This window comes from Thalassovita sp. (assembly GCF_034670005.1).
GTDB lineage: Bacteria > Pseudomonadota > Alphaproteobacteria > Rhodobacterales > Rhodobacteraceae > Thalassobius.
Genome location: NZ_JAXMOH010000011.1, coordinates 69,080 through 87,556 on the forward strand (window position 1 = coordinate 69,080; position 18,477 = coordinate 87,556).

Consider the following 18,477-nt stretch of genomic DNA (forward strand, 5'->3'; position numbering starts at 1 on the left):
AGAGGCCCTTGCTAAGACAGGTTCGGCTGGGCCCGGATATTCCGGACCCAGCCTGAATTTAGCGGGACAATTGCGTCCCCAAAGCCGATTACTTCAGTTCGACTTCGGCGCCAGCTGCTTCCAGCTTGCCTTTGATTTCTTCGGCTTCGTCTTTCGACACGCCTTCTTTCACGGCTTTGCCACCTGCTTCGACCAGTTCTTTGGCTTCTTTCAGGCCCAGACCGGTGATGCCGCGGACTTCTTTGATCACGTTGATCTTCGAAGCGCCGGCCGACTTCAGGATGACGTCGAATTCGGTCTGCTCTTCAGCGGCTGCGCCACCGGCGTCGCCACCAGCTGCCGCCATCATCACAGCGCCACCAGCGGCGGGCTCGATGCCGTATTCGTCTTTCAGGATGGTTTTCAGTTCTTGAGCTTCCAGCAGGGTCAGACCTACGATTTGCTCAGCAAGTGCTTTCAGATCAGCCATTTTACTGTTTTCCGTTCGTTTAGATGTGTTCCAACGTGAGAGTTTTTACCCCACGCAGATCAAAAGGTTGCTTACGCGGCTTCCGCCTTCTCTTCGATGGTCGAAAGAATGCTCGCGATGTTCGAAGCAGGTGCGCCAATCGCGCCGGCAATATTCGAAGCAGGCGCGCCGATGCAGCCAACGATCGAAGCAATAAGCTCGTCACGAGAGGGCATTTTCGACACGGCTGTTACGCCGTCACGATCCAGAGCGTTCTCACCCATTGCACCGCCGAGGATTTCGAATTTCGAATTATCCTTGGCGAAGTCCTCGGCCACCTTGGCAGCTGCCACGGGGTCCTCGGAATAGGTCAGAACGGTCATGCCCGAAAGGTAATCAGCAATGCTTGCGCAGGGCTTTCCTTCCAGAGCGATTTTGGCGAGCTTGTTCTTGGCGACACGTACGGACCCACCGGCTTCGCGGGCGCGAGCACGTAGGTCCTGCATCTCAGCAACCGTGAGACCTGCGTAGTGGGCTACGACCACAACGCCAGAGCTTTCAAAGATCTGGCCGAGTTCGTCGACCAACTTCTCTTTTTGTGCTCTATCCACAGTTTCACTCCAATTATGGGGGTTGCCCCCCGGCTCTTCACTGCCGGGCGAACCCGGCGACTAAGTCCGAATTACGGGGCAAAGCCAAAATCACCCGAGGAACCCAGGCTGAATTGGTTATTCCCGTCTCAGGCAGGAAATTAAGGCATCAGATGACACCACCCACCGTCTTGGACGAAACAAAATAAAGCGCACGAAGAATCGCACGCTTTATTCCGCAATGCTGTCTAGACCAGTTCCCGGAGCTTTCCAAGGGGGGAAGGTAAAATATTTGACATTCTCCCGCGCGCCGGTAACCGCTGCCGCTCTCGCTACAAAGAATAAGGGCGCCACGAGGGCGCCCTTATCCGAAATCGATCTAAAGAAAGCTTACTCGGCGTTGGCGGCCGACACGTCGACGCTTACACCCGGACCCATGGTCGAGCTGATCGCGATCTTCTTCATGTAGGCGCCTTTGGCTCCCGACGGCTTGGCCTTGGCCACGGCCGCTACGAACGCTTTGACATTCTCGACCAGCTTGGCTTCGTCGAAGGATGCCTTGCCGACACCGGCGTGAACCACACCGGCTTTTTCAGCGCGGAACTGAACTTCACCACCCTTTGCAGCCGCGACAGCGTCTTTCACGTCCATGGTCACAGTACCGACCTTGGGGTTCGGCATCAGGTTGCGCGGACCCAGGATTTTACCCAGACGGCCAACAACCGGCATCATGTCAGGGGTCGCAATGCAGCGATCGAAATCGATCTTGCCGCCCTGGATGGCTTCCATCAGATCCTCGGCGCCAACGATATCTGCGCCTGCGGCCTGGGCTTCTTCCGCCTTGGGGCCCCGGGCGAAAACGGCGACTCGCACGGTTTTGCCGGTGCCGTTGGGCAGGCTAACAACGCCGCGGACCATCTGATCGGCGTGACGTGTGTCGACACCCAGATTCATCGCGATTTCGATGGTTTCGTCGAATTTGGCGGTCGCATTGGCCTTAACCAGCGCTACGGCTTCTTCGACAGTCAGGTTTTCCTTGCCGGCGAAAGCTTCACGGGCAGCGGTGGTGCGTTTTCCAAACTTTGCCATCTTACTTCACCTCAATGCCCATGGACCGGGCGGACCCGAGGATGATCTGCATCGCCGCTTCGATATCGTTGGCGTTCAGATCCTTCATCTTGGCTTCGGCGATTTCTTTCACCTGCGCCACGCTCACCGACCCAACGGTTTCGCGACCGGGCGTCTTGGCGCCCGACTTCAGCTTGGCAGCCTTTTTCAGGTAATAAGACGCGGGCGGCGTCTTGATGTCCATGGTGAAGGACTTGTCCTGGTAATAGCTGATGATGGTCGGGCACGGTGCGCCAGCTTCCATGTCCTGCGTCTTGGCGTTAAACGCCTTACAGAATTCCATTATGTTGATGCCGCGCTGACCCAGTGCCGGACCAACCGGCGGGGACGGGTTTGCCTGACCGGCGGGCACCTGCAGTTTCAGCGTGCCGACGAGTTTCTTGGCCATTGGCCTTCTCCTTTTTCCAACACCCCTCGAACGCGTTCTCGGGGGTTCTCAGTTGTGTGGTCTGGTCCGGACATCGCGATGCCCTCGCCTCCCACTCTCGGGGGCCGCCACCAGGGCGGCCGTTCGCTCAGATCTGTTTGGTGACCTGAGTGAAATCCAGTTCGACCGGGGTTTCGCGGCCAAAGATCGACACAGACACTTTCAGCTTCTGTGTATCTTCGTCCACCTCCTCGATCATGCCGTCGAAATCTTCGAACGGGCCATCGTTAACCTTGACCTTCTCGCCCACTTCAAAGCGGATCAGCGTGCGCGGCGCTTCTTCGCCTTCCTGCACACGGTTCAGTATCTGGTTCACCTCGGCATCGCGCATCGGCATCGGGCGACCTTGCGGCCCCAAGAATCCGGTGACGCGGTTGATCGAGTTGATCAGATGATAACCCTGATCGCTCATTTCCATCCGCACCAGCACATAACCGGGCATGAAGCGTCGCTCGGAAGTCACTTTCTTGCCTCGGCGCACCTCGATCACTTCTTCGGTGGGAACCAAAACTTCTTCGATTTCGTCCTGCAGACCGTTTTCTTCTGCGGACTGACGAATCTGCTCGGCGACTTTCTTCTCGAAGTTCGAGAGAACGCTCACCGAATACCAACGCTTCGCCATCTTGATCCCGTCCTTGCATCCACGCGCCCCGAAGGGCAAAATTCCAATCAATCCCGGGCCCTTGCCCGTTTCTCCCGGAAATAAAAAAGCGGCGTGCAACTCGAATCGCCGCACGCCATTTCCGGATAAGGCCTGTCACCTACCCCCGAACCCATTCGAATTCAAGAGGAAAGGCTCCAATCCAAGGCCTCTGGCCTCAGCCAAACAGCGACAACAGCCCGCGTAATCCGCCCTTGATCGCCAGATCCACCAGCGCAAAGAAAATCGCGGTCACCGTCGCCATGATGAACACCATCACGGTGGTCAGCAGTACCTCGCGCCGGGTCGGCCAGGCGACCTTGCCCACTTCGCTGCGGACCTGCTGAATGAACTGAAGCGGATTTGTGCGTGCCATGCTTTCGTCTTTTCTGTCTGGAATGCGCCGCAGATACGCGTATCGCGGGACGAATTCAAGAGGGCTCAGCCCGGCAGTGCCCCACTCAGCACATAACGCAGCATTTCGACCACCTGGCGCGGCTCTTCGGCCACGGCCAAAGCGGCGGCATCGACCTCTTTCAACGCATGTTGATGATCGGCCCCGTGCAGCACGATCAGTGACTTTCCAAGCGCGGCGGCATAACCCGCATCGAAGGCCGCATTCCACTGCTTGTATTTCTCGCCAAAGCGCACCACGACGATATCGGCATCGGCGATGCCCTTGCGGGTACGGATCGCATTCAGCTTGGCCCCCTTGTGATCATGCCAGAACTTATTCGGCTCTGCCCCCATGATCGCCACGCCGCAATCGTCGCTGGCGCCGTGATCGGTCACCGGTGCGCTGAACTCGACATCCAGCCCCGCGGCTCCGTCGATAATCTGTTCGCGCCAATCAGTGTGGATTTCGCCGGATAGATAGACCTTCAACGCCATTGCAGCCTCCTCGTTTTTTGAGGCTGTCATAACCTGCCGGACAATAAAAGCCCAGCCTCCGGGCGGGCCTTGCCTCTCATTTCCGGCGGGCGACCAGATAGCGACTGGGCGGATTGGCCGGGAAATTCCCTGCCTCGATGATCTCAAAGCCGGCGCGCTCAACCGCCCGTTCCAATGCGCCGATGGTCAAAAAATGTACAAAAGGTGCCTTGCCCAGCAACCGCATCAGCGGCAAGGCCAGCTTGATCGCCCGCAGCTTCAACGAACCGCCACCTTCGGCCAGACAGGCTGTTTTCGAAATGAACAGTCCACCCGGCTTCACCATGTCGGAAATATGCGCCAGAGCCACATCGGTGGCTTCGATCAAATGCAACAGGTTAAACGCCATGACCACATCATAGGGCACTCCGCGCAATCCCGGATCATCCATGTCGGCCTGCACAAAGTGGACATTACCGGCCCCGGCTTCCGCCGCACGCACCTTGCCGATCTCCACCATCTGCGCCGCCACGTCGCTGGCGACGATTTCCCCCGCGTCACCCGACAGCTTGACGGCGGTAGTGCCGGTACCACAGCCCAGCTCCAGAACCCGATCGGTCGGCTTCAGGTAGGACCGGGTCCGGTCCAGTGTATATTCATATGCTTCCATATCGCGGATCGGCGATTTGGCATAGCGGACTGCAAGTTTGTCCCAGAAATCTGCGCTACTGTGCATGTCGGGTCTCCTTCATGCCGCACTCTACAAAGTCAGGAAGCCATAAGAAATTGCGAAAATCCGCAGCGGCTTTATACGTAATCGCATGGATAGCCCACTTCTGCCTTTCGATTGGAACCATGTCCGCGCCTTTCTCGCCACCGCCGAAGAAGGCTCGCTTTCCGCCGCCGCGCGCAGGCTAGGGCTGACCCAGCCGACACTGGGCCGGCAGGTCGCCGCATTAGAACAAGAACTCGGACTGATGTTGTTTGAACGGGTCGGGCGCAGCCTGCTTCTGACCCGTGCGGGGACAGAGCTGCTCGACCATGTCCGGGCCATGGGCGAAGCCGCCGACCGCGTGGCGCTGGTCGCCTCAGGGCAATCGCAGTCGATCGAGGGGCTGATCCGGATCACCGCCTCGGATGTGTTTTCGGCCTTTGTGCTGCCGCAGGCGCTGAAACGACTGCGCGTTCAGGCCCCGCGCCTGCAGATCGATATCGTAGCCGCCAACGATATCCGCGACCTGATGCGGCGCGAAGCCGATATCGCCATCCGCAATCGGCGCCCCGAACAACCCGACCTGGTCGCCCGGTTGGTGAAGGAAGCGACGGCGCATTTCTACGCCTCCCGCGATTACCTCGACCGGATGGGTCGTCCGCAAAGCCCGGCGGACCTGGCAAATCATGACTTCATCCATTACGGCGACGCCGAAAACATGCGGGACTATCTCACCCCGCTGGGCCTGCCGGTCACGCAGGACAATTTCCGCATCGGGTCAGGCAGCGGACTCGTCGGCTGGGAACTGGCGCGTCAGGGCTTCGGGATCGTCCCGATGGATGAGACAGTGGCGCGGATGTCCCCCGACATGGAACGGGTGCTGCCCGACCTCGGGCCGATCCTCTTCCCGGTCTGGCTCGCCACCCACCGCGAATTACACACCAGCCGCCGCATCCGTCTGGTCTTCGACCTGCTCGCCGATTTCCTGTCGAAAAGCCGCTAAATCCACCTGCGCTTCATATTAGCCGAAACACCCCGGGGGAGGCGCGTGCAAGGTGACGGGGGCAGCGCCTCCAATTCCGCTCACCACAAGAAAAGGGCCACCCTAGAGCGGCCCCCTTGTCAAATCCGGCAGACGGGCTTTAACCCCGCCGACCGAAGCTGTACTCAGCCACGCAGCGCCCCGCCGGTGGCCTTGCTGACCTTCTCGACGATCTTGGCCGCGACAGCCTCAATGTCCTTTTCCTTCAGCGTCGTTTGTGTCGGCTGCAACCGCACGGTGATGGCAATGGATTTCTTGCCCTCGCCCAAGCTGCCGCCGATGAACTGGTCAAACACCCGGACCGCTTCGATCAGGGACTTATCGGCCCCGGCGGCGGCATTGACCAAAGTCAGCACCTCGACTTTTTCATCGACCACGAAGGCGAAATCGCGTTCCACCGCCTGCAGATCGCGCAGCTCCAGTGCCGGGCGCGTGGCCGCTTTCTTCTTCGGCAGCGGCACCTCTTCGGGCCAGATCGTGAAGGCCACGGCAGGTCCTTTCACATCCATCTCGGCCAGAACCTTGGGATGCAATTCGCCAAAGACACCCAGCACCTTTTTCGGTCCCAGACAGATTTGGCCATGGCGGCCCGGATGCCACCAGCCTTCACCGTTCCGCAACACCTGCACCTTGGCGGGGGCCCCGATGGCGGCCAGAACCGCCTCGGCATCGGCCTTAGCGTCATAAACATCGACCACCCGCGATGCGACATGCACATCCTTCGGCCCGGTGCGCCCAACCAGCAGGCCGCTGACCTGCAACCGCTGCTCGCCCGGTTCGCCACCGACAAAGGCCGGACCGCATTCGAACAAGGCCAGATCGTGGAACCCACGTGCCTGATTGCGCGCCGCCGCCTGCAACAGCCCGGGCAACAGGTCGGGGCGCATATGGCTCATCTCGCTGGAAATCGGGTTATCCAGCATCGTCGCATCCGTCCCGCCGCCGAACAGCATGGCCGAGGCCTTGTCGATGAAGGAATAGGTCACGCATTCATTATAACCCAGCTGCGCTGCCGTGCGCCGCGCCATCTGTTCGCGCACCTGTATCGGCGACAGGATCGGGCGCGGAACCCCGACCGAAGGCCGCGCCAGCGGCTTGGGTTCCAGCTTGGTCAGCGACGCAATCCGCGCCACCTCCTCGACCAGGTCGGCCGGCCCCTGCACATCGGGGCGCCAGCTGGGCACGTGCGCCAGATTGCCTTCCATCCGGAAACCCAGCTTGGTCAGGGTCTGACGCTGTTCGGATTCGGCGATATCCATACCGACCAGCGACACGACCCGGCCCGCATTCAGGGTATAGGCCCGCGCCACATCCGGCACAGCCCCCGCCACCACCACATCCGACGCTTCGCCGCCGCACAGATCAAGGATCATCTGCGCCGCGTCTTCCATTGCCTGCATGTTATAGGCCGGATCAATGCCGCGTTCATTGCGATAGCGCGCGTCGGTGTTGATCTTCAGTGCGCGGCCGGTCTTGGCGATCTGGATCGGGTCCCAGACGGCAGCTTCCAGAAACACATCGACCGTGTCCAGGGTACAGCCAGACGCCAATCCGCCCATGATGCCACCGATGGATTCGATACCATTGTCATCGGAAATCACCACCGCATCTTCGGGGAAACTGTATTCCTTCTCGTCCAGACCAATCAGGGTTTCGCCGCCCTTGGTGCGATGCACATGCAGGTCGCCCTTGACCTTGCCCGCGTCGAACACGTGCAGCGGCCGGTTGCGATCATAGGTGAAGAAATTGGTCACATCGACCAGCGCCGAAATCGGCCGCAGACCGATCGCCTTCAATCGCTGTTGCAGCCAGTCCGGGCTGGGCCCGTTTTTCACGCCCCGGATCAGCCGACCTGCAAACACTTCGCAGCCGCCCTCTTGCGCGTCTTCGTCGATCACCACCTTGATCGGGCAGGAAAACTGACCGTCGATATTATGCTCGGTAACCGGCTTCAATTCGCCCAGGCCCCTTGCTGCCAGATCGCGGGCGATACCGCGCACACCCAGAGCATCGGGACGGTTTGGCGTGATGGCGATGTCGATCACCGGATCGACTTTCACCGGATCGTTCTGGGCCAGCCAGTCGATGAATTTCTGCCCCACCTCGCCCGAAGGCAGTTCGATGATGCCGTTATGTTCGTCCGACAGCTCCAGTTCGCGTTCCGACGCCATCATGCCGTGGCTTTCGACGCCGCGGATGTTGCCGACGCTCAGGCTCACGTCGATGCCGGGCACGTAATCGCCGGGCTTGCACAGGACCACGGTGATGCCTTCGCGCGCGTTCGGCGCGCCGCAGACGATCTGCTTGTCGCCCTCGTCGGTTTCCACCGTGCAGACGCGCAGACGGTCGGCATCGGGGTGCTGTTCGGCGTGCTTGACCTTGGCCAAGGTGAAGGAGGCCAGTTTCGAGGCCGGATCTTCGACCCCTTCCACTTCCAGACCCAGATCGGTCAGGGCGTAGAGAATTTCGTCCAGAGACGCCTCAGTTTCGAGGTGTTCTTTCAGCCAAGAAAGGGTGAATTTCATTTTTATGTCCTCCAAAGGCACCGCTCAGCGGTCTGCCAAATCCTCAACCAGTTCGAATGTTTCGAACACCAGCATCATTTCGTTGTCAAAGCGGCCCTCACCCCTGAAAGCGACTTCATGCCGCTTACGCCAAGCATCAAGCGTATCGTCTTCGCCTTCGGTTAAAGCCAACGCTTCGGTGATGTCGCAAAATCGGGTATTCTGAACCGATATGGTGCGGATGATCAGGGCAGGTGTGCCGTCCCAATTGGCGGCAATGTCGTGACGGCCCACTTTAGGCAATGCTTCGGGATCATCGTCGAAATCAGCCAAAGCCGCACAATTCGCGGTTTTCTTACCAGCACGCACCAACGCCAGCAAAGCGTCAGACTGGACCTTGTCATCGCTGAACGTAAACGTTCCCGCCCCTGGAAAGGTAACTTGCAGGTCTTCCATTTCGTCAATCATTGCTTAATCCCCAATCGCAGAGTCGGCGCATCAATTCCGTTGGGCAACAGGCTGCCGTCGCGACCGCCCTGCAAGAGACGGTCAGGTGGATCACCTGCTCAGCCCCCCATGCAGGGTCGGCACGTCAAGCGACGCGAACCCGTAATGGCGCAGCCAGCGCAGATCGCTGTCGAAGAACGCCCGCAGGTCGGGGATGCCGTATTTCAGCATCGCCAGACGGTCGATCCCCATGCCGAAGGCAAAGCCCTGCCATTCGTCCGGGTTCACGCCTGCGGCCTGCAGAACATTCGGATGCACCATGCCCGATCCCAGAACCTCCATCCAGTCGTCGCCTTCGCCGATCTTCAGCTGACCATCGACCCAGCTGCACTGAATATCGACCTCGGCCGAGGGTTCGGTGAAGGGGAAATGCGACGCGCGGAAACGGGTCTTGATGCCGTCGATTTCGAAAAACGCGGCAAAGAATTCCTCCAGCACCCATTTCAGGTTGGCCATCGAAATGTCGCGGTCGATGGCCAATCCTTCGACCTGATGGAACATCGGCGTGTGGGTCTGGTCATAGTCGGAACGATACACCCGGCCCGGCGCGATCACGCGGATCGGCGCGCCCTGCTTTTCCATCGCGCGGGTCTGCACCGGCGAGGTATGGGTGCGCAGCACGTGCGGCGGGCGGTCGTCGCCTGCGTCCCGGTGCATGTAAAACGTATCGAATTCCTGCCGCGCGGGGTGATGCGGCGGGATGTTCAGGCTGTCGAAATTGTACCAGTCAGTTTCGATCTGCGGACCCTCGGCCACGGCGAAGCCCAGATTGGCGAAGATCGCGGCGATTTCTTCGCTGACCTGGCTGACGGGGTGGATTGTGCCGTGACGGTCGCCGCGCCCCGGCAGGGTCACGTCCAGCCATTCGGTGCGCAGCCGTTCATCCAGCGCGGCATCGGCCAGCGCGGATTTTTTCGCCGCCAGCGCCGAATTGATTTCATCCTTCAGCGCGTTCAGCGCGGGACCGGCCACCTGGCGCTCTTCCGGGCTCATCTTGCCCAGCGCACGCATTCTCAGGCTCACTTCGCCCTTTTTGCCCACCGCCTGCAGGCGCAGTTCCTCCAGCGTGGCTTCATCGCCTGCATCGGCGATGGCGCTGAGGTATTTCTGTTTCAGATCGTCCATCCGACCCCTCCAATTCCGTTAAGCCTCTGCTACCCAGCGCGGGCCCAAAACGCAAGAAGCCGCGAGACCCGATAAGGTCCGCGGCTTCTTTAATCTTGATCCCAGTGTGGGATTTACGCGAGCGCGGCCTTCGCCTTTTCGACGATGGCGCCAAACGCTTCGGGTTCATGCACGGCCAGATCGGCCAGAACCTTACGGTCAACTTCGATGCCAGCCAGGCCCAGACCGTTGATGAAACGCGAATAGGTCAGCGCTTCGTCATGGCTGCGAACTGCGGCATTGATCCGCTGAATCCACAATGCGCGGAAATTACGCTTGCGGTTCTTACGGTCGCGGGTTGCGTATTGATTCGCCTTGTCGACGGCCTGACGGGCGACCTTGAAGGTATTCTTGCGGCGGCCATAGTAACCCTTGGCTGCCTTGATGACCTTCTTGTGACGGGCGTGAGTTGTGGTACCACCTTTAACGCGGGACATATCAGCTCTCCTCTCTTAGCGGTCGTAGGGCATGAAGCCCTTGACGATTTTGGCGTCGGGAGCCGACAGCGTGGTGTTGCCGCGTGCGTCGCGGATGAATTTCTTGGTGCGCTTGATCATGCCGTGGCGTTTGCCGGCCTGACCCCCCATGACCTTACCGGTCGCGGTCACCTTGAAGCGCTTCTTGGCGCTCGACTTCGTCTTCATCTTGGGCATTTTCGTCTCCTTGTCTATTCAACGATTACACGCGACTCGGCATGCCACTATCGGCCGGCCGCGCAGACAGGCCGCCCCTTTACGAAGGAACCGCCGCGATTGCAAGCATAATTCAGTTCAAGATACGTCCGACCACTCGGATATAGGCCATCGGAATATCGGTAAGGTCAACGCCATCCGCTTTGAGCACATAAGCATAGACCGTCAAGGCCATGCCCAGCAGGAAGCTCAGTATCGGCACGCGCGGCATCAGGCCATCGCTCCAGGCTGATACCATCGACGGGATGGAAAACCCCGCGACGGTCACTCCAATGACAAGTATGAGATCGGAATCCATCGCCTTCTCCACGCCTCTATCGGAAAAGGTTACTCCGGGTCGGTGGCATAGATCAAATGTTCCGCGCAGGGCGCAACACGCAAAATGTTCGTGGTGCCGGGCACGTTGAAGGGAACACCAGCGGTAACGAGGATCTGATCTTCTTCACCGGCATAGCCGCCCATCCTCGCGGCGCGCGCCGAATTGACCACCGCCTGCTTGAACCGGTCGACGGGTTCTTTGATGACCACGCAATCGGTGCCCCAGGTCAGAGCCAGGCACCGCGCGGTGTCGCGCAAGGGCGTCATCGCGATGATCGGCACCCTCGGCCGTTCGCGCGCCACCAGCGCAGCGGTGGTACCCGATTGGGTAAAACAGCAGATGGCCTTGATATGGGTGGTTTCAGCTATTTCACGGGCGGCGGCAACGATGCCGTCGGCAACGGTTTTGCGATCCGCCGACCGCGACGCGTCGATGACATCGCGATAGGTCTCGTCGCTTTCGACCTCGATGGCGATATCGTTCATCATGGTGACCGCTTCGACCGGGAATTCACCCGCCGCCGATTCCGCGCTCAACATGATCGCGTCGGTCCCTTCATAAATCGCATTGGCCACGTCGGACACTTCGGCCCGCGTTGGCATAGGCGATTCAATCATCGATTCCAACATCTGGGTGGCGACGATCACCGGCTTGGCCACTTTACGACATTTGCGGATCAGTTGCTTCTGGATCGACGGCACGTTCTGCACCGGCAATTCCACGCCCAGATCGCCGCGCGCCACCATTACCCCGTCGCTGACATCAAGGATCGCATCAAAATCTTTCACCGCCGCCGGTTTTTCGATCTTCGACAGGATCGAGGCCCGGCCATTGGCCAGTTGCCGCGCTTCCCAGACATCCTCGGGCCGCTGAACGAAGCTCAACGCCAGCCAGTCCACCCCAAGCTGACAGACAAATTCGAGATCCTTGCGATCCTTGTCCGACAGCGCCGCCAGCGGCAGAACCACGTCGGGTACATTGACCCCTTTCCGGTTCGAAATCATGCCGCCATTGATCACTTCGCATTCGGCGAAATCGGTCCCGCAATCGGTCACCCGCAACCGGATCTTGCCGTCGTTGACCAGCAGGCCCGCCCCGACTTCGAGTGCGGCAAAAATCTCCGGATGCGGCAGGCAGACCCGGTTCACATCGCCCGGTGCCGGGTCCAGATCCAAACGGAAGGACGCGCCGTTTTCCAATATCTCTTCGTTTTTGGCAAAAACCCCAACACGCAGCTTGGGTCCCTGCAGATCGGCCAGAATGCCGATCGGATTGTCCAGATCGCTTTCGACCTGACGAATCATCGCATGGCGTTCGCGGATCTCATCGTGGCTGCCATGGCTCATATTCAGCCGAAACACATCTGCACCGGCTTCGTGCAATTTGCGGATCATTGCATAATCGTTCGAAGCCGGCCCAAGTGTCGCCACGATCTTAACATTGCGAAAGCGTCTCATTCCGTCTCCTAGCTGCGTCAGAACGTGTTACCGCTAACTTATAGCGATTGTGGCGATACAGACAATTCCCATTTGTAGCATTCTGCCGTACAGGGGCATGAAAGGAAGTGAAACTTTCATGACTTATGAACCTTATCGCATAATCGGGGCGGATCGCCCCTCACGCTGGTTGATCACCTGCGACCACGCCGCCAATACGGTGCCGCCCTTTGTCAACGACGGCCAGTTGGGTCTGGCCCGGGGCGACATGGAACGCCACATTGCCTATGATGTCGGCGCAGCCGGACTGGCCGAAGCACTGGCCGAAGCAATGAACGCGCCCGCCATCCTGTCGAACTTTTCCCGGCTGGTGATCGACCCCAACCGGGGCGAAGACGATCCGACCCTGCTGATGAAGCTTTATGACGGCACCATCATACCGGCCAATCGCCATGCCGGTCCGGACGAACTGGAACGCCGATTGAATGCCTGCTATCGCCCCTATCACACCGCGCTGGCAGAACTGGCCGCGCGGCGGGACGACACCGTCATCGTGTCTGTGCACAGCTTCACCCGGCAATTGCAGGGGCGCGAACCGCGACCCTGGCATATCGGCCTGCTATATGCCTCCGATACCCGGCTGGCCAAACCGATGTTGCGGCTGCTGCGCGATGAAAAGGATCTTTGCGTCGGGGAAAATGAACCCTATGGCGGTCACCTACCGGGGGACGCGATTGCCCGTCACGCGATTGCCTATCAGCGGCCCAACGTCCTGATCGAACTGCGCAACGACCTGATCGAAACCAAAGACCATCAGGGCGAGTGGGGTAATCGGCTGGCACCGATCATGGAGCAGGCGCTTAAACAGTCGGGAGCCTGAAAAACCCTAGTGCAACAGCACTAGAATCGCGCCCATCCGGACCGTAAGCGCGAAACGCAGCCGGATGGCATCCAACCTGTTGCGGGCCTGCTCCCGATCCATCGTCGCCCTGCAGGGGGCTCACCCAAAATAGAATAATCGCCCGCAGGAAGCGAACTCACAAATTTGAACACAATACAAACGCTCGCCGCACCAAGATCGATTTGTTCAAACGGGAAGTTACTGCCCCGATGACGGTTCTGTCGTTTCCCCGACTTCGCCGATCCAAACCTCGAAATTTTTAAGTTCGTGCTGACCGAAACTGTGGGTCAACGGTACATCAGCCGCATCACGCCCACGCGCGATCAGGACGCGGCCAAGCCGGGCGTCGTTGTTGCGCGGATCGAACACCCACCATTTCCCACCGAGATATACTTCCATCCAGGCTGCAAAATCCATCGCGCCATAGGGCGGTGGTTGCCCGATATCGCTGATATACCCTGTGCAATACCTTGTCGGGATGTTGAGACACCGACACAAGGCGACCGCAAGATGCGTGAAGTCCCGGCAAACACCGACAGCTTCATTCAGCGTTTCCACGGCTGTCCGGGTCGGTCGCGAATTTTCATAGCCGAACCGGACATGATTGTGGACGAAGTCGCAAACCGCCTGAACCCGCGGCCAACCAAGAGGTTCGTGATTGAAACGGTTCCATGCGAAATCCGAAAGGACGTCGCTTTCGCAGTAACGGCTCGGCAGCAGAAAAGGCAGCACCTCGCTTGGAAGCTGATCAACCGGTTGCTGCTCGGCTGACAGATCAATCGGGTCGGGTAGTCCGGAATCTTTGATAATCCCGTCGGTCGAGACCGTCATCATGCCCGGAGGCGCCACCAATCGGTTGCACCAATTTCCAAAGCTATCCCGATAGGCCTCTATCTCGACCGGTGGATCGGTCATCAACAGATCCGGCCGGACAAGATCGCTGGCGCGTGAATAATGAACGTTTAGCAGTAATATCATAGGGGTCGGTTGCGGAAGCCAGAAAGACAGTCGGCATCCCAGTTGCATACGCATTATAATGCTCCGGAAGATTGTTTTTGTTTAAAAGTCGGTGAGCTGCGCCAGAGTTCTGGCAGGGTTGCGAACATATTCGCTCGGTCTTGCGTCTGGGGTACTATAACCATCCGGGCAAGCTTTGTCCGCATTGCCTTGCCTTAACACGAAGAGAAAACAGCCCCCCGCATTCGATCCGGTTACGAAAAGGTTGGCTGAGTGTGGGCACCGCTGCTATGCCTCGGGAAAGAAAGGAGTTCCCGACCATGACTGACCTTTTTGAGAATCCCCTTCGCGGAACCGGCCTGCCCGATGCGACCCGATTTCCACTGAGCGACGCGACAGCGGTTGGTGAATTGCTGTCCCTATGCCCGGCGCACAGCCAAACCGCGTTGCTGGACTTGCCGAACCTGGCCGCGCAGATGGGCATTGCCAAGCTTTATGTCAAGGATGAACGGGACCGTATGGGGCTGGGCAGCTTCAAGGCACTTGGCGCCTCCTATGCTATCGCGCGGGAAGCGGCCGGAGTTGTTCAGGACGACGACTGGATACAGGCGCTTGCCGGTCGGGTTTTCGTCACCGCAAGTGCAGGAAATCACGGGTTATCGGTTGCAGTGGGCGCGCGGCTGTTCGGCGCCAGAGCAGTGATTTACCTGGCCAAGACGGTGCCCGAGGCCTTCGCAGAACGATTGCGGGCGAAAGGTGCCGATGTGGTGCGCGCCGGGGCAACCTATGGTGCCAGCATGGAGGCGGCGGAAGCGGCGGCCGACGATAACGGCTGGACCCTGCTGTCGGACAGCTCATGGCCCGGATATGAGGACCTGCCCACGCGGGTAATGGAAGGCTATTTGCAGCTCGCAGCCGAGATTGCAGAGCAGATTGAAACGCCGCCCACGCATATTTTCCTTCAGGCCGGTGTTGGCGGATTGGCGGCGGCGGTTGCCGCCTATGCGCGGGCGGTCTGGGGAGCGAACCCGGTCATTATCGTCGTGGAACCCGACGCCGCCCCGGCACTGATTGAAAGCATCCGCGCCGGACGCCTGATCACAACCGAAGGTCCTGTGTCGTCGATGGGACGTCTGGATTGCAAAACGCCGTCGATGATCGCGCTGGCCGGTCTGGCACGCGATGCCGATCTGTTCGTGACGATCAGCGAAGACGAGGCTGCAACGGCGGTTGCCCGGCTGGCCGAAAGCGGATTGCCGACAACCCCGTCCGGCGGGGCCGGATTGGCCGCATTGTTCGCCGCGCGTCCCGAACTTGGTGCGCAAGCCCGCGTTCTCGCCATTCTGAGCGAAGGACCCGAAGATGGCTGAACCGTCGCTGATCTTTCCGGCAACGGAATACCGGCTACGGGTGACGCGCCTGCAACGGCGGATGCAGGCGGACGGGCAGGACGCGCTTTTACTGACGACGCCCGCAGATGTGTTTTATGTCACTGGCTTCTTGACCCGGTTCTGGGAAAGCCCGGCGCGGCCGTGGTTCATTGTCGTCCCTGCCACAGGCGCCCCCATCGCCGTGATCCCCGCCATCGGGGCCGACCTGATGCGGCGCTGTTGGGTGACGGATATTCGCATATGGGATGCGCCGGACCCGGAAGATGACGGTGTGAGCCTGCTGGCCGACACACTGACCGCTTTGGTACCCGAAACGGGGTCTATCGGGGTGCCGATGCGGCTTGAAACCCAACTGCGGATGCCACTGGCCGACTACGCCCGGGTGGGCGCGCGCATCGCGCCGCGCCGTTTCGTCGATGCGACCGATACGGTACAACGAGTGCGCGAGGTCAAATCCGAGGCTGAGATCGAAAAGATCCGGGCGATTTGCGGCGTTGCAGATCGCACTTTTGCCCGTGTGCCGGATTTTGCCGGGGCGGGCCGTCCGCTTGATCAGGTGTTCCGCGATTTCCAGATCGCCCTGTTGCAGGAAGGCGCGGATTGGGTGAGCTATGTCGCCGGCGGCGCCGGTCCGGGCGGGTATGGCGATGTGATTTCTCCGGCAGGGTCGCGCCCGCTTGCCCCGGGTGATGTGCTGATGCTTGACACCGGGGCGGTGCGCGATGGGTATTTCTGCGATTTTGACCGGAATTATGCCATTGGCAAAGCCGATGACGCCGCGCGCCGGGCCCATGCCGCGCTGTTTACGGCAACAGATGTGGCGCTGTCGGATCTGCGCCCGGGCATGACCGCGCGCGATCTGTATGACCTTCTGACCGGAGCGCTGCACATGCAGGGTGCCAAGCCCGGCAGCGGTCGCTTGGGCCACGGGCTTGGCGTCACGTTGACCGAATGGCCATCAGTCACAGCAAAGGACGGCACAGTGCTGCGCGAAGGCATGGTTTTGACACTGGAACCAGGCGTCGAAATCGCGCCGGGAAAGATCATGGTACACGAAGAAAACATCGTACTTCGCGCGGATGGGGCCGAACTTCTGTCGGCCCGTACCCCGCCCGAATTACCGGAGTTCCACTGATGGCATCCTTTCCCTACCGTCTGACCGGTCCGATCGGAACCAAGGCAACGCTTGGCCTGATCGTGCTGCAGGTCGATGAAACGGTGGAACAGGATTTCCGCCGGGCCTTTGCGCTGCCCGATGTCGCCCTTCATATTTCGCGCATCCCGTCAGGGGCTGAATTAACCCCGGATACGATTGCCGCGATGGAGGCAGAATTACCGCGCGCCGCCGCTTTGTTGCCACCCGCAGCGGCGTTCGATGCCGTCGGATATGCCTGTACCTCGGGCACCACGCTGATCGGGGCCCAGAGGGTCGCGTCTCTTGTTTCGGGCAGCGTGAACACCCGTGCTGTCAGCAATCCGTTAACCGCCAGCGTCGCAGCATTGCAGGCGGTCAATGCCCGGTCAATCGCCATCGTATCCCCCTATATCGCTTCGGTCGCCGATTCCGTTTCCGCGACGTTCGGCGCGCACGGCTTCGATGTGCGCAACACGATTTCCTTCGGCGAAGAAATCGAGGCCCGGGTTGCGAGGATCGACCCGCAGTCGATCCATGACGCGGCGATGCAAGCGGGAAGGACGGAAGGAGCTGAAGCGGTGTTTCTATCCTGCACTAATCTACGCACATTCGACATTATTGACGATCTGGAAAACCGGCTTGGCATGCCGGTGATCAGCAGCAATCAGGCGCTGATCTGGCACATGGCCCGCAGCGCAGGTGCGCCGCTGACCGCCCAAGCGCCGGGCGGTTTGTTCCGGCTCTGATCCGGCGCGGCCTACCGTGGTCCGGGCAGGCGCCTAGTCAGATGTGCCCGATTTCGCGCAGGAATTCGGTCAGTGCGGCGGTGTATTCCTCTGGCTGTTCGACACAGGGCAGATGGCCGGCCTTGCGGATCAGGTGGAATTTCGAGCCGGGGATCAGGTTTACCGTTTCGCGCACCAGATCGGGCGGAGTCGATCCGTCTTCTGATCCGGCGATCCCGAGCGCAGGCAGGCGCAAACCGCTGGTGGGCGTGTAGAAATCAGTGCCCGAAATCGCCGCACAGCAGCCGATATAGCCCTCGACCGGCTGTCGCACCATCATATTGCGCCATGCGCTCAATTCGACGGTTTCGCGGAAGGGGCGGGAAAACCAGCGTTCCATAGTGGCGTCGGCCAGTGCTTCGATACCGTTCTGCCGGGTCGCGGCGATCCGGTCTTGCCACATTTCGGGTTGGCCGATCTTGGCTGCGGTGTTCGACAGCACCAGCGCACGCACCAGATCAAGCCGCTTGACCGCCAAGCCTTGTGCGATCATGCCACCGATGGACAGGCCGACGAAGACGCAATCCTTGATCTCCAGATGGTCGAGCAGCCGTTCGGTATCGCGTACCAGCATACCCATCGAATAGGGACCGGGCGGGCAATCGGAAAGCCCGTGGCCACGTTTGTCGAAGCGGATGATGCGCAGGCCCTCGGGCAAGCGCGGTACGATCTTATCCCAGAGCCGGAAATCGGTGCCGAGCGAATTGGCGAAGACGATCGGAGCGCCCGCGGGATCGCCGTCTTCGCGGTAGTGCAGCTTGATGTCTCCGAGATCGGCGATTTGCATGGCTGGGTCCTTCGGTAGTCGGGTTTTTGGGAAAGTCGGGGA

22 protein-coding genes are annotated in these 18,477 nt (G+C 60.0%); 5 read left to right on the plus strand and 17 right to left on the minus strand.

Features of this window, described 5'->3' with window-relative positions; translation table 11 throughout:
* Positions 1 to 88: 88 nt before the first annotated feature.
* From rplL to VOI23_RS16185, 8 genes are all read right to left on the minus strand, one after another.
* Positions 89 to 469: a 50S ribosomal protein L7/L12 gene (gene rplL, locus VOI23_RS16150; protein ID WP_058262804.1), complete on the minus strand. Its 381-nt coding sequence runs from the start codon at positions 467 to 469 to the stop codon at positions 89 to 91.
* 71 nt (positions 470 to 540) lie between these two features.
* Positions 541 to 1,059 (minus strand): 50S ribosomal protein L10, encoded by a 519-nt coding sequence (rplJ, locus tag VOI23_RS16155; protein ID WP_323785988.1) that lies wholly within the window; start codon positions 1,057 to 1,059, stop codon positions 541 to 543.
* A 369-nt stretch (positions 1,060 to 1,428) separates the two neighbouring features.
* On the minus strand, positions 1,429 to 2,127 hold the full coding sequence (rplA, locus tag VOI23_RS16160) for a 50S ribosomal protein L1 (RefSeq protein ID WP_323785989.1): 699 nt from the start codon (positions 2,125 to 2,127) through the stop codon (positions 1,429 to 1,431).
* 1 nt (position 2,128) lies between these two features.
* Positions 2,129 to 2,554, minus strand: coding sequence for a 50S ribosomal protein L11 (rplK, locus tag VOI23_RS16165; protein ID WP_058262807.1), 426 nt, complete (start codon positions 2,552 to 2,554; stop codon positions 2,129 to 2,131).
* 127 nt (positions 2,555 to 2,681) lie between these two features.
* Positions 2,682 to 3,215: a transcription termination/antitermination protein NusG gene (nusG, locus tag VOI23_RS16170; RefSeq protein ID WP_323785991.1), complete on the minus strand. Its 534-nt coding sequence runs from the start codon at positions 3,213 to 3,215 to the stop codon at positions 2,682 to 2,684.
* 196 nt (positions 3,216 to 3,411) lie between these two features.
* Complete coding sequence (gene secE, locus VOI23_RS16175) at positions 3,412 to 3,609, minus strand: preprotein translocase subunit SecE (RefSeq protein ID WP_323785992.1); 198 nt, start codon at positions 3,607 to 3,609, stop codon at positions 3,412 to 3,414.
* Positions 3,610 to 3,674: 65 nt separating this feature from the next.
* Positions 3,675 to 4,124: a YtoQ family protein gene (locus tag VOI23_RS16180; RefSeq protein ID WP_323785993.1), complete on the minus strand. Its 450-nt coding sequence runs from the start codon at positions 4,122 to 4,124 to the stop codon at positions 3,675 to 3,677.
* A 76-nt stretch (positions 4,125 to 4,200) separates the two neighbouring features.
* Complete coding sequence (locus VOI23_RS16185) at positions 4,201 to 4,839, minus strand: class I SAM-dependent methyltransferase (protein WP_323785994.1); 639 nt, start codon at positions 4,837 to 4,839, stop codon at positions 4,201 to 4,203.
* Positions 4,840 to 4,924: 85 nt separating this feature from the next.
* On the opposite strand from VOI23_RS16185, the gene VOI23_RS16190 reads away from it, so the two are divergent.
* Complete coding sequence (locus tag VOI23_RS16190; protein ID WP_323785996.1) at positions 4,925 to 5,818, plus strand: LysR family transcriptional regulator; 894 nt, start codon at positions 4,925 to 4,927, stop codon at positions 5,816 to 5,818.
* Positions 5,819 to 5,982: 164 nt separating this feature from the next.
* Here VOI23_RS16190 and pheT read toward each other — a convergent pair whose 3' ends face one another.
* From pheT to pyk, 7 genes are all read right to left on the minus strand, one after another.
* Positions 5,983 to 8,382 (minus strand): phenylalanine--tRNA ligase subunit beta, encoded by a 2,400-nt coding sequence (gene pheT, locus VOI23_RS16195; protein WP_323785997.1) that lies wholly within the window; start codon positions 8,380 to 8,382, stop codon positions 5,983 to 5,985.
* Between the two features lie 24 nt (positions 8,383 to 8,406).
* On the minus strand, positions 8,407 to 8,829 hold the full coding sequence (locus tag VOI23_RS16200) for an ASCH domain-containing protein (RefSeq protein ID WP_323785999.1): 423 nt from the start codon (positions 8,827 to 8,829) through the stop codon (positions 8,407 to 8,409).
* Between the two features lie 90 nt (positions 8,830 to 8,919).
* Positions 8,920 to 9,993 carry a phenylalanine--tRNA ligase subunit alpha gene (pheS, locus tag VOI23_RS16205; protein ID WP_323786001.1) on the minus strand — a complete coding sequence of 358 codons (1,074 nt, stop codon included), beginning with the start codon at positions 9,991 to 9,993 and terminating at the stop codon, positions 8,920 to 8,922.
* 113 nt (positions 9,994 to 10,106) lie between these two features.
* Positions 10,107 to 10,469 carry a 50S ribosomal protein L20 gene (gene rplT / locus VOI23_RS16210; RefSeq protein WP_058262815.1) on the minus strand — a complete coding sequence of 121 codons (363 nt, stop codon included), beginning with the start codon at positions 10,467 to 10,469 and terminating at the stop codon, positions 10,107 to 10,109.
* Between the two features lie 15 nt (positions 10,470 to 10,484).
* Positions 10,485 to 10,685 carry a 50S ribosomal protein L35 gene (gene rpmI / locus VOI23_RS16215; RefSeq protein WP_323786003.1) on the minus strand — a complete coding sequence of 67 codons (201 nt, stop codon included), beginning with the start codon at positions 10,683 to 10,685 and terminating at the stop codon, positions 10,485 to 10,487.
* Between the two features lie 112 nt (positions 10,686 to 10,797).
* Positions 10,798 to 11,022: a hypothetical protein gene (locus VOI23_RS16220; protein ID WP_323786004.1), complete on the minus strand. Its 225-nt coding sequence runs from the start codon at positions 11,020 to 11,022 to the stop codon at positions 10,798 to 10,800.
* A 29-nt stretch (positions 11,023 to 11,051) separates the two neighbouring features.
* Positions 11,052 to 12,500: a pyruvate kinase gene (gene pyk / locus VOI23_RS16225; protein WP_323786005.1), complete on the minus strand. Its 1,449-nt coding sequence runs from the start codon at positions 12,498 to 12,500 to the stop codon at positions 11,052 to 11,054.
* 118 nt (positions 12,501 to 12,618) lie between these two features.
* On the opposite strand from pyk, the gene VOI23_RS16230 reads away from it, so the two are divergent.
* Complete coding sequence (locus VOI23_RS16230; RefSeq protein WP_323786006.1) at positions 12,619 to 13,359, plus strand: N-formylglutamate amidohydrolase; 741 nt, start codon at positions 12,619 to 12,621, stop codon at positions 13,357 to 13,359.
* A 219-nt stretch (positions 13,360 to 13,578) separates the two neighbouring features.
* Here VOI23_RS16230 and VOI23_RS16235 read toward each other — a convergent pair whose 3' ends face one another.
* Complete coding sequence (locus tag VOI23_RS16235) at positions 13,579 to 14,412, minus strand: transglutaminase family protein (RefSeq protein ID WP_323786008.1); 834 nt, start codon at positions 14,410 to 14,412, stop codon at positions 13,579 to 13,581.
* Positions 14,413 to 14,657: 245 nt separating this feature from the next.
* On the opposite strand from VOI23_RS16235, the gene VOI23_RS16240 reads away from it, so the two are divergent.
* From VOI23_RS16240 to VOI23_RS16250, 3 genes are read left to right on the plus strand one after another with little or no spacing between them, the layout of a single operon-like run.
* Positions 14,658 to 15,707: a diaminopropionate ammonia-lyase gene (locus tag VOI23_RS16240; protein ID WP_323786010.1), complete on the plus strand. Its 1,050-nt coding sequence runs from the start codon at positions 14,658 to 14,660 to the stop codon at positions 15,705 to 15,707.
* Positions 15,700 to 16,863, plus strand: a complete 1,164-nt coding sequence (locus VOI23_RS16245; RefSeq protein ID WP_323786012.1) for a Xaa-Pro peptidase family protein — start codon at positions 15,700 to 15,702, stop codon at positions 16,861 to 16,863. Before VOI23_RS16240 ends, VOI23_RS16245 begins: the two co-directional genes overlap by 8 nt.
* Entirely contained in the window at positions 16,863 to 17,609 is a 747-nt protein-coding gene (locus VOI23_RS16250) for an aspartate/glutamate racemase family protein (RefSeq protein ID WP_323786013.1), read from the plus strand. Before VOI23_RS16245 ends, VOI23_RS16250 begins: the two co-directional genes overlap by 1 nt.
* A 37-nt stretch (positions 17,610 to 17,646) precedes the next feature.
* On the opposite strand, the gene pcaD is transcribed toward VOI23_RS16250, so the two are convergent.
* Entirely contained in the window at positions 17,647 to 18,435 is a 789-nt protein-coding gene (gene pcaD, locus VOI23_RS16255) for a 3-oxoadipate enol-lactonase (protein ID WP_323786014.1), read from the minus strand.
* Positions 18,436 to 18,477 lie beyond the last annotated feature (42 nt).